This window comes from Bradyrhizobium sp. NAS96.2 (assembly GCF_001908235.1).
In the GTDB taxonomy this organism is placed as follows: Bacteria; Pseudomonadota; Alphaproteobacteria; order Rhizobiales; family Xanthobacteraceae; genus Bradyrhizobium.
This window is the reverse complement of record NZ_LGHK01000109.1, coordinates 1-10,763: the sequence shown is the minus strand read 5'-3', so window position 1 is coordinate 10,763 and position 10,763 is coordinate 1. Positions and strand designations below refer to the sequence as shown.

The 10,763-nt window shown below is 62.5% G+C and carries 9 protein-coding genes; 6 read left to right on the top strand and 3 right to left on the bottom strand.

The genetic code is table 11. From position 1 onward, the window contains the following. Positions 1–199 precede the first annotated feature (199 nt). The 4 genes from AC628_RS23435 (at position 200) to AC628_RS23420 (ending at position 3,388) form a co-directional block, all read left to right on the top strand. Positions 200–664, top strand: coding sequence for a ribonuclease E inhibitor RraB (locus tag AC628_RS23435; protein WP_168193430.1), 465 nt, complete (start codon positions 200–202; stop codon positions 662–664). 235 nt (positions 665–899) lie between these two features. Continuing rightward, entirely contained in the window at positions 900–1,253 is a 354-nt protein-coding gene (locus AC628_RS23430; protein WP_074129078.1) for a PilZ domain-containing protein, read from the top strand. Positions 1,254–1,420: 167 nt separating this feature from the next. After that, on the top strand, positions 1,421–2,842 hold the full coding sequence (locus AC628_RS23425; RefSeq protein WP_074129077.1) for an MFS transporter: 1,422 nt from the start codon (positions 1,421–1,423) through the stop codon (positions 2,840–2,842). Between the two features lie 108 nt (positions 2,843–2,950). After that, entirely contained in the window at positions 2,951–3,388 is a 438-nt protein-coding gene (locus AC628_RS23420; protein WP_074129076.1) for a hypothetical protein, read from the top strand. 99 nt (positions 3,389–3,487) lie between these two features. On the opposite strand, the gene clpA is transcribed toward AC628_RS23420, so the two are convergent. After that, positions 3,488–5,896 (bottom strand): ATP-dependent Clp protease ATP-binding subunit ClpA, encoded by a 2,409-nt coding sequence (gene clpA / locus AC628_RS23415; protein ID WP_074129075.1) that lies wholly within the window; start codon positions 5,894–5,896, stop codon positions 3,488–3,490. Between the two features lie 259 nt (positions 5,897–6,155). Further along, positions 6,156–6,488: an ATP-dependent Clp protease adapter ClpS gene (gene clpS, locus AC628_RS23410; protein WP_074129080.1), complete on the bottom strand. Its 333-nt coding sequence runs from the start codon at positions 6,486–6,488 to the stop codon at positions 6,156–6,158. A gap of 507 nt (positions 6,489–6,995) precedes the next feature. Between clpS and AC628_RS23405 the strand changes: the two genes are divergently transcribed. Beyond that, on the top strand, positions 6,996–8,903 hold the full coding sequence (locus AC628_RS23405; protein WP_074129074.1) for a TadE/TadG family type IV pilus assembly protein: 1,908 nt from the start codon (positions 6,996–6,998) through the stop codon (positions 8,901–8,903). A 72-nt stretch (positions 8,904–8,975) separates the two neighbouring features. Here AC628_RS23405 and AC628_RS23400 read toward each other — a convergent pair whose 3' ends face one another. Beyond that, a complete protein-coding gene (locus AC628_RS23400; RefSeq protein WP_074129073.1) occupies positions 8,976–9,311 on the bottom strand; it encodes a phasin family protein in 336 nt (111 codons plus the stop codon). Positions 9,312–9,733: 422 nt separating this feature from the next. Here AC628_RS23400 and AC628_RS23395 point away from each other — a divergent pair. Further along, positions 9,734–10,763, top strand: a 1,030-nt coding sequence (locus tag AC628_RS23395; RefSeq protein ID WP_168193429.1) for a D-alanyl-D-alanine carboxypeptidase family protein, incomplete at its 3' end; no start/stop codon positions are given.

Below are 10,763 nucleotides of genomic sequence, written 5' to 3'. Positions count from 1 at the left end.
GAAGGCGAGCAAGCCGAAGGATGCCACGACTACGCCGTCGAACACCGCACAGAGAAGGTCGAGTTCGCGTTCGTCCATCTGACAATCCTATTTGCTCGCGGACTGTTTCTCCCAATTTAAGCTCATCCCCCAGCGGCTAAGGGTGGTACCGTAATCACACGGGGCGCAGTCCCGCGCCTGAGATTTGAGGACCGCCAGGTTGGAGCGGCAGGCGTCGTCGGTACCAACCTCCCGGCGAGCACCAGCCCCGGGCACCGGCGCTAAACGCACCATCGGCTACGCTGAACCAAAGCTTGCCGAATGGCTTGTGTGTGAGAAGCGTCACAGATCGCCAAGCTCGGATTGGCCGCGCAATTCAGATGGGGATGTGCTTCGCAGCATGGCGAAGCGCGGATTTGACTTTTCTCTGCCCCACGAAATCGATTTCAATATCGACTTTCAAGCATGGCCACCGCCCGCTGAAGCTATCCAGCTCCTTCGGTCAAAGTGTCAGGACGTCAAAATCTATGACGAAGGCCAGTACGTGCAGCTTAGAATCAATGCGCACGTCACCTATGAATTCGTTATCCGGACCCAAGCCGACTTCTCGGAACAAATGAAAGCCTTCGGCGGCGTCTGTGAGTCATGGGGAGTATTCTACATGCCATTTAAGCCGGAGGCGTAAGGGCTTGTGGCGTTTGCGCCGTAATGCCGCGTTTTCGAGCGAAGCGGGTAACGGTTCGCGTTAAGAAAGCCCGGCAAAACACGGCTCCGGAGGCGCTTTGCGGCGCAAATAGCCGGGAATCCGGACCTTCATAGATGCAAACAATTTACACTAACTGCAGCGGGTTCCGTTGGTACCCTTCTTTTCGCGGGTCCGGACCGGTACAGTTGTGCCGCTCATTTGAGGAGGATTTCCCATGCAGGACCGGCGCCAGAGCCCACGCGACAAGGTGTTTTACGGTGCGGTTGCGGAGATCAATGAACGCGGCTCGACGATGGATTGCGTCGTCCGCAACATCAGCGAAGGCGGTGCCTGTGTCGAATTTGGCGATGCCGTACACCTGCCCGAAGAGATGAATCTCAGCGTCGCGCGCAAGGGCCGCTCGTTCCTGGCGCGCCTGATCTGGCGCCAGGCCAACAAGGTCGGCCTCGCCTTCAAGATCATGACCTCGGACACGCCGGTGAGCGATCTCGACGAGCGGGTCCGCCGCAGCGAGATCAAGAAGCGGCAGCTGCAGCGGCGCATCAAGGAACTGCTCGGCCAAGGCTAACGATCAAGGCTAACAATCGAGGCTAACAATCGAGGCTGAGCCCTTTTTTCCCGTTCCCCGGCCTCGTTTCGGTGCACCCCGGGGCGGACATTTCGGGGGTTGCCAAGGTCAGGTTAATCCAGCATCCGGTAAGCCCGCCAAGCTGGAACCGAGAGCAACCTCACGACATGTCGTCCGCGATTATTGAGCATCCCGACGGGCTGCCGCAGCCGCAGCGCAATTGGGCCATCCTCACGATCGCGCTCGGCCTCGTCATGGCCGTCGTCGACGGCTCGATCGCCAATGTCGCGCTGCCGACCATCGCGCGGGATCTTAACGCCAGCCCCGCCTTCTCGATCTGGATCGTCAACGGCTATCAGCTGGCGATCACGATCTCGCTGCTGCCGCTGGCCTCGCTCGGCGAGATCATCGGCTACCGCCGTGTCTATCTGGCGGGACTGCTGCTGTTCACGCTGGCATCGCTGTTCTGCGCGCTGTCGCACACGCTGCCGCTGCTGACGATCGCCCGCATCCTGCAAGGGTTTGGTGCCGCCGGCATCCTCAGCGTCAACACCGCGCTGGTCCGCTTCATCTATCCGCATTCGCAGCTCGGCCGCGGCATCGGCGTCAACGCGCTGGTCGTCGCGATCTCGGCTGCGGTCGGCCCGACCATCGCCTCGTTCATCCTGGCGGTCGGCACCTGGCCCTATCTGTTCGCCATCAACGTCCCGCTCGGCGTCGTCACGCTGGCGTTGGGCTGGCGGTTCCTGCCGCACACCCGGCCCGCTGTTCACGCCTTCGACTGGCAGAGCGCTGCGATGAGCGCCATCGCATTCGGGTTCGGCATCAGCGCGATCGACAGCGCCGGCCATGGCGAGGCGCTGTACGTCTGCGCCTTGGAATTCGCGGTTGCCGCGGTCGCCTCGCATTTGCTGTACCGCCGCCAGCAGCATCTGCCTTCGCCGCTGCTGCCGGTCGACCTGCTGCGGATTCCGATCTTCGCGCTCTCGATCGGCACCTCGATCGCCTCGTTCTGCGGCCAGATGCTGGCCTTCGTCGCAATGCCGTTCTACCTCGAAAACCATTTCGGCTATTCGGCGGTGCAGATCGGCCTGTTGATCACGCCGTGGCCGATCGCGGTCGCCTTCGCCGCGCCGATCGCGGGCTGGCTGGTCGAGCGCTATCCGGCCGGCCTGCTCGGCGGCATCGGCCTGCTGCTGTTCGCGCTGGGATTGGGCACGCTGGCGTTCATGCCTGCCAATGCCGCGCCGATCGACGTGATCTGGCGCATGGCGCTGGCCGGCGCCGGCTTCGGCCTGTTCCAGACCCCGAACAACCGCACCATGATCGCCGCCGCGCCGCGCGAGCGCTCCGGCGGCGCCAGCGGCATGCTGGGCACCGCGCGCCTGCTCGGACAGACCATCGGCGCCGCCTTGGTGGCGATGCTGCTGGCGCGCTATCCGGCCGACGGCACAAGGATCTCGCTGATGGTCGGCGTCGGCTTCGCCGTCGTCGGCGCCCTGCTCAGCACGCTGCGGCTGTCTTCAGCCGGCAGCCGCGGCGCCGAGCGGGTGCGGATTCAGGAGGGGCAGCGTTTGAAGGGCGAGTGACGCGCGATCCGGTTCGCACTCGACAAGCGCACGCGCACGCGCGACGTTTCCTGCGGGCCAGCCGTCCCGCGGGCTCGAGCTTGGTAACGATGGACAAGGTACGCTGCGATGCCGAACTTCAACCGAAGTGAGTATGGGCTGCTCAAGGATTTCTTTTCCTTCTATGTCCATATGCGAATGGAAGCGTCGCCGCCCGAAGAACCGCAGCGCGCTCTCAACAACCTAGAAGCCTTGGAAAACAAGAGTCCACGAATGGCTCTCCAGGGGCTGCGGCAAGCGATCAATGATTGCGTCGAAGAATCGTGGCACTTCGATCCAGCCAAGGTTGCGGCTTTGGATGCCGAGCTGATCAACCGCGGGATCATTACCCTCTCTGAACTACGCAGACGATACTCGCGCGGCTACACCAAGGTTCTTAAGCGAGGACGAATCAAAAACGACACCGAGTTCTATCTGCTTCAGAACGTTATCAATGATCCGTCTGAAAAAACTTCTGAAGAGCGTGAACTGCTCGCCAAGTTGCTATCAGACTATGAGGGAGCTTAGCGTACGCAGTACCGACCGGTCCCGACCGCGCCAACGACGTCGCCAAACAAAAAAGGCCGGCTGTTCAGCCGGCCTTTTCGTTGATTGTTTGTTGGCGCCTTAGGCCTTGACCATCGGCCCCTTTGAGGCTGGCCCCTTGGTGCCGCCTCCGCCGCCGTTGTTCGGGCCGCCCTTCGGCGGCTTGCGCTTGCGCGGCGGCAGGTTCTCGGGCTTCGGGGTGACCGGGCCTTCGACATATTCGAAGCCGATCTTGTCCTTGGCGGTCGCCTCGTCCTTGACCAGCACGACGCGGACATGTCCGCCGCCCTTGAGCTGGCCGAACAGAACTTCATCCGCGAGCGGCTTCTTGATGTGCTCCTGGATGATGCGCGCCATCGGACGTGCGCCCATCTGCTCGTCATAGCCGTGCTCGATCAGCCAGGCCTTGGCGGGCTCGGACAGCTCGATCGTGACGTCGCGGTCGGCGAGTTGCGCTTCGAGCTGAAGCACGAACTTCTCGACCACCATGCCGATCACCTCGGCATTGAGGTGAGCGAACGAGACGATCGCATCCAGCCGGTTGCGGAACTCCGGCGCGAACTGCCGGTTGATCGCCTCATGATCGTCGCCTTCCCGCTTCGAGCGGGTGAAGCCGAAGGCCTGCCGCGCGAGGTCGGCCGCGCCCGCATTCGTGGTCATGATCAGGATCACGTTGCGGAAGTTGACCTGCTTGCCATTGTGGTCGGTGAGCCGGCCATGATCCATGATCTGCAACAGCACGTTGTACAGATCCGGATGCGCCTTCTCGATTTCGTCGAGCAGCACGACGCAATGCGGATGCTGGTCCACGCCATCGGTGAGCAGGCCGCCCTGGTCGAAGCCGACATAGCCGGGAGGGGCGCCGATCAGGCGCGACACGGTGTGCCGCTCCATGTATTCGGACATGTCGAAGCGCAAGAGCTCGACACCGAGCGACGCCGCCAGTTGCTTGGCCACCTCGGTCTTGCCGACGCCGGTCGGACCCGAGAACAGATAGCTGCCGATCGGCTTCTCCGGCTCGCGCAAGCCGGCCCGCGCCAGCTTGATCGACGCCGCCAGCGACTCGATCGCCTTGTCCTGGCCGAACACCGTGCGCTTCAAGGTCTGCTCGAGATGCTTCAACACCTCGGCATCGTCCTTCGACACGCTCTTCGGCGGGATCCGCGCCATGGTCGCGATCGTGGTCTCGATCTCCTTGATGCCGATCGTCTTCTTGCGCTTGCTCTCGGCAACCAGCATTTGCGCCGCGCCGGATTCGTCGATCACGTCGATCGCCTTGTCGGGCAGCTTGCGGTCGTGGATGTAGCGCGACGACAGCTGCACCGCCGCTTCGATCGCCTCATTGGTGTATTTCAGCCGATGGTAATCCTCGAAATAGGGCTTGAGGCCCTTGAGGATCGCGATGGCGTCTTCCACCGTCGGCTCGTTGACGTCGATCTTCTGGAACCGCCGCACCAGCGCGCGGTCCTTCTCGAAGTGCTGACGGTATTCCTTGTAGGTGGTCGAGCCCATGCAGCGGATCGTGCCCGAAGCCAGCGCGGGCTTGAGCAGATTGGATGCATCCATCGCGCCGCCGGAGGTGGCGCCGGCGCCGATCACGGTGTGGATCTCGTCGATGAACAGGATGGCGTTCGGATGCGCCTCCAGCTCCTTCAGGACCTGCTTCAACCGCTCCTCGAAGTCGCCGCGGTAACGGGTGCCTGCGAGCAGCGTGCCCATGTCGAGCGAGAACACGGTCGCCGCCGCCAGCACTTCCGGCACGTCGCTGTCGACGATGCGCTTGGCGAGGCCTTCGGCGATCGCGGTCTTGCCGACGCCGGCTTCGCCGACGAACAGCGGATTGTTCTTCTGGCGGCGGCACAGCACCTGGATCGCACGGTTGATCTCGGCATTGCGGCCGATCACCGGATCGATCTTGCCGTCGCGCGCCTTCTTGTTGAGGTTGACGCAATAGGTCTCGAGCGCCTCGCCCTTCTTCTTGGAGTCCTCGTTGCCCTTGGTCTCGGTCTCCTCGTCGACGCCGCGCACCGGCCGCGCCTCGGAGACGCCGGGCCGCTTGGCGATGCCGTGGCTGATGTAGTTGACGGCGTCGTAGCGCGTCATGTCCTGCTCCTGCAGGAAATACGCGGCGTGGCTCTCGCGCTCGGCGAAGATCGCGATCAGGACATTGGCGCCGGTCACCTCCTCGCGACCGGACGACTGGACGTGAATCACCGCGCGCTGGATCACGCGCTGGAACCCGGCGGTCGGCTTCGCGTCATCCGCGCCGTCCGTCACCAGGTTTTCGAATTCGGTCTCGAGATAATTGACGAGGCTCGTCCTCAGCTTGTCGAGATCGACGCTGCAGGCCCGCATCACCGCCGCCGCGTCCGAGTCATCGATCAGCGACAGCAGCAGATGTTCGAGCGTTGCGTATTGATGATGACGCTCGTTTGCGATCGCCAAAGCACGGTGCAGCGATTGTTCAAGGCTTTGAGAAAAAGTTGGCATTCGCGTCCTCTATGGCCCCCGGCCATCATGATCGCCATTACCGGGTCAGGCAATAACAACCTTCGTGATCGCCATTGATATAGTTACGACGGATCGTGGCGAAAGACCGGTCCCGCGGTGATGGTTTTCTTCTAAATTTCGGGCGCTCGAACGTCGCCCGGCGCGCCCCGTGATCATACGGGAACGCGGTTCACCACTGTCACAAAACGCGATGCAAGACCCGTTCCGCTCCCCGCGGCAGGTCACTCGTTCCCGCCGGCTACTTCTTTTCCATCACGCATTGCAGTGGATGCTGATGCTTGCGCGCGAAGTCCATGACTTGTGTCACTTTGGTCTCGGCGATCTCATAGGTAAACACGCCGCACTCACCGATCCCGTGATGGTGAACGTGCAGCATGATCGTGGTCGCGGCCTCGGCGTCCTTGTTGAAGAATCGTTCCAGCACGTGAACGACGAACTCCATCGGAGTGTAGTCGTCGTTCAGGATCAGAACACGATACAGGTTCGGGCGCTTGGTCTTCGGCTTGACCTTGGTGATGACCGAGGTTGACGGGCCGCTGCCCGCGCCATTGCGGTTGTCGCCATTGCTCATTTTCGGCACCGGCGCGGCGGGCACCGCCGGCATGGACGAAACCGGCTCGAAGATCGGGACTGTCAACGTGGATCGCAACATGGTTCAGGCGTTCGAATTCCCCAGGGAAGACCGGCGGCAAACCGGACGGCGATTGGAAGGTGGTCGCGATTGCCGCAAGACTGATCGCGGAACCCCAGCAACGCTTTCCAGATTGCCGCTCCCGGTCCGATCCGGCGGCCGGATCGGCTTCCCGAATATGGGCCTCACGACGCCCTGCCGCAAGCGCAGACCCGTCGTAGCCCACCGGTCCGTTTCCCGGCGCGGCAACCCTCGGAAGGTTAATCATTTCTGCCTGATTTGACAAAGGATCGGGGCAGCCAATTTAGACGGCATTGAGGATAGCGCGTGCTTTTGCCCCGCTTTTGATCGTCCGCCGGACTGCCTGGCGGGTTTCCCCAGCCCGATTCACCATCTGTTTAGCCGCGCACGTAGAGATGGCCGCGCAATCCATTTTGACGAGGCGTCATGCTTGGTTCAGCCATTTCCAATCGCGTCCGCGCGGCCGCCCGCCGGTTTTCCACGTCAAGGAGCGGCAACGTCGGGGTGATGTTCACCTTCGCGATGCTGCCGATCCTCGCCTTCGTGGGGGCCGCGATCGACTATACCCGCGCCAACAGCGCCCGGTCCTCGATGCAGGCGGCGCTCGATTCCACCGCGCTGATGCTGTCCAAGGACCTGACCATGGGCAACATCACGGCCGCGCAGATCCCGAGCAAGGCCCAGTCCTATTTCAATGGCCTTTACACCAACAAGGACGGCCAGGGCATTGCGGTCTCGGCCACCTATACAACCCCGACCTCGAGCGCGGCGGCGACCATCCTGCTGAGCGGGTCCGGCTTCGTCAAATCCGATTTCATGCAGCTTGCCGGTTTTCCGACGCTGAATTTCAGCAGTTCGACGACCACCACCTGGGGCAACGTCAAGATGCGCGTCGCGCTGGCGCTCGATAACACAGGATCGATGAGCCAGAACGGCAAGATTACTGCGCTGCGAAACGCGGTGGCCGGAACCGGCGGCCTGATCGACCAGCTCAGCGCGCTCAGCAAGAACAACGGCGACGTCTACATCTCCGTCATCCCGTTCGCGAAGGTCGTCAATGTCGGCTCCTCGAACTACAGCCAGTGGTGGATCGACTGGACCGATTGGCTGAATCCGCCGACCGCCCAACCCAACAACGGCGGTATGGGGACGGGCAGCCAGAGCTTGCAGGCGACGCTGCCGATGAACTGGCACGCGGTTGGCCCCGGCGCGAGGTGCCCCTGGTCAAACAGCAATGGCGGCTTCACCTGCACAGCCGGCCCAACCAGCACATCAAACGTGTCGACGATTCCGTCGAGCGGAACCTATAAGGGCTATATCTGCCCAAGCGTCGATTATAACTCCCACACGGTCTACAATGGCTGTTGGGTCAGCACGCAGGTCGGCACCACCGCGCAAGTGTTCTGCTCAGGAAACGGCAATTGTGCGTGTCCGAAGAATTCCTCGGGCAGCAATGTTACCGGCTGCAGTTGCACCGGCAGCGGCACGAGCACGTCGTGCTCCGGCTACATCTACACCCACGACTGGACGCAGCCCGGTCCTAACGACACAACGCACAACACGAACCAGCCTCGGGTGAGCGCCGTCGTCGGATGGACCAACAACCAATGGACGGCGACCAATCAGACGCCTACCGTCCTCAACAATTGGCAGCAGCAGTCCACCAACCCCATCAGCAACTGGACGGGTTGCATCACCGACCGCACCCAGCCTAACGATGCGAACGGCGTGCTGCCGGTCTTGTCCGATGTCACGACGACGTTCCCGGCCAACGAGTACTACGAGAACGGCACGGCCTATTGCAGCAGCAGAGCCTCGACGCCGCTCGAGCCGATCATTCCCTTGAGCTACAACTGGAGCTCGCTGAAGACTGCGGTCAACGCCATGCAGCCGACCGGCGGCACCGACCAGTCGGTCGGTCTGGCCTGGGCGTGGCAGTCGCTTCTGCCCGGCGGTCCGCTGAACGCGCCGGCCGAGGACGCCAACACGACCTACAACCGGGTCATCATCCTGTTGTCCGACGGTCTGAACACCGAGGACCGCTGGCCGGTCTACGGCGACGGCAGCTCGCAGGCCTCGGGCAATCCGATCGACGCGCGGCAGGCGCTGCAGTGCCAGAATCTGCAGAACGCGAGGGATGCCAACGGTGCGCCGATGTACACGATCTACACCATCCAGGTGAACACCAGCACGCCCGCCGATCCGACCTCGACTGTCCTGAAGAACTGCGCCAGCAGTCCCGACAAGTTCTTCATGCTGACCAGCTCGACCGAGATCCTGACGACGTTCAACACGATCGGAACTGCCCTCAGCAAGCTCCGGCTGGCGAAATAGCCGCCCGCGTCCGCCCAACAAAAAAGCCCGGCCGAAACGGCCGGGCTTTTCGTTTGTCTTGGTCGGCAGCGCTTACTGAGCGGGCGCGAACTTGGAGACCAGGCCCTCATAGGGCTTGAAGGTCTGCTTGGCGCAGTCGCTGTACAGGCCGGCGATCTTCTGCGATTCCGAGACGAAGGTCTCGTAGGAGGAGCGCAGGTATTCGGTCTGCGCCTCGAGCGCCTTGTCCAGCGACTTCACGCCCGACAGCTTCTCGACGAACGACTTGGTGTCCTCAAACGACTTCTTGGCGTAGTCGCCGTAAGCGGTGGCGATCGCCTGGACGCCGCTCTGCAGGTTGTTCGCAGACGCAGTGACCGACTCGAAATGCTCTTTGCCGTAGTTCTGAATGTCTTCGATCTTGACCATGGATTGGAATTCCTTTTCCCAGACTTGAAGGCGCAAATTCCCATTGCCGGGAAGCTCCCGGCCCCCTGACTTGATTAGAATACCGCATCGCACAATAAAGTCAACAAATATTGTGCAACGCACAATCACACAGCACGAATCCTGGGCATTTGCGCTAAACCCCGGGGGACTACGCAACGGTTGCTTAATCTTTTGGAAACTCGGTCCGCCTAACCTGATTCCCGGACTTTGTTCGCCTTCCGACGGGCAGCCTTGAAAGCTGTTTGTGAACAACACCTTAGCTAGAAGAGCGACCTGAGCCGCCACGAGGGCCGATGGTTCTGCCCGAAGTGGTCTGTTGCGCAGGCAAGGATCGACGGCCGCCGGGCACAATTTCGCCTCACGAGCCAGTGATCTAGATAGAAATTGGGACGGGGAAGTAGATGCTTCGAACAACCTTGGCCTCCTCGCGGGCGCTGCGAGTTGGCGTTCTTGGGCTCGTTACCGTCACGACGGCGATCCTGATCACCAGTGATAGCGCGGAGGCGCGCCGTCACCGGCGTCACACCGCCCGTCATCACCACAGCGAGGCCGCGCGCGAAAGCTACAGCCCGCAATTCGCGACGATCATCGTCGACGGCAACACCGGCTCGGTGCTGACGTCAAACAGTCCCGACGGCCTGCGGCACCCCGCCTCGCTCACCAAGATCATGACGCTCTATCTGCTGTTCGAGCGCCTCGATTCCGGAAAGATGAAGCTCGACACCGAGATGCCGGTTTCCGAGCATGCCTCCGAGCAGGACCCGACCAAGCTTGGACTGCGGCCCGGCCAGACCATCAAGGTCGAAGACGCCATCAAGGGCCTCGTCACCCGTTCCGCCAATGACGCGGCAGTCGTGATCGCCGAGGCGATCGGCGGCAGCGAAGACGACTTCGCCCGCATGATGACCCGCAAGGCCCGTGCGCTCGGCATGAGCCGGACGGTCTATCGCAACGCCTCCGGCCTGCCCAACGACGAGCAGGTCACCACCGCGCGCGATCAGTCGACGCTGGGCCGCGCCATCCAGGACCGCTTCCCGCGCTATTATCGCTACTTCTCGACGACGGCCTTCAATTTCCGCGGCCACACCATCACCGGCCACAATCATCTGCTCGGCAGCGTCGAGGGCGTCGACGGCATCAAGACCGGCTACACCCGCGCCTCCGGCTTCAACCTCGTGACCTCGATCCACCGGGGCAATCGCTTCCTGGTCGGCGTGGTGCTCGGCGGCCGCAGCGGCGGCTCCCGCGACGCCATCATGCGCAACCTGTTGGCCGAGAACATCGGCAAGGGCGCCACCAACCGTACCGTCGCTGCGATCACCGAGCGCAATCCGGCCGACGGCAATGTCCAGGTCGCCGATGCCGACGATGCGCGCCAAGCGGATAGCTCGCCGGTTGCCGCGTCCGAGCCCGCCCCCGCTCCGCTGCCCG

Excerpts from the sequence above, each read along its gene's own strand:
- AC628_RS23430 (WP_074129078.1), top strand. The coding sequence starts at position 900 with ATGCAGGACCGGCGCCAGAGCCCACGCGACAAGGTGTTTTACGGTGCG.
- AC628_RS23425 (WP_074129077.1), top strand. The coding sequence starts at position 1,421 with ATGTCGTCCGCGATTATTGAGCATCCCGACGGGCTGCCGCAGCCGCAG.
- AC628_RS23420 (WP_074129076.1), top strand. The coding sequence starts at position 2,951 with ATGCCGAACTTCAACCGAAGTGAGTATGGGCTGCTCAAGGATTTCTTT.
- clpA (WP_074129075.1), bottom strand. The coding sequence starts at position 5,896 with ATGCCAACTTTTTCTCAAAGCCTTGAACAATCGCTGCACCGTGCTTTG.
- clpS (WP_074129080.1), bottom strand. The coding sequence starts at position 6,488 with ATGAGCAATGGCGACAACCGCAATGGCGCGGGCAGCGGCCCGTCAACC.
- AC628_RS23405 (WP_074129074.1), top strand. The coding sequence starts at position 6,996 with ATGCTTGGTTCAGCCATTTCCAATCGCGTCCGCGCGGCCGCCCGCCGG.
- AC628_RS23400 (WP_074129073.1), bottom strand. The coding sequence starts at position 9,311 with ATGGTCAAGATCGAAGACATTCAGAACTACGGCAAAGAGCATTTCGAG.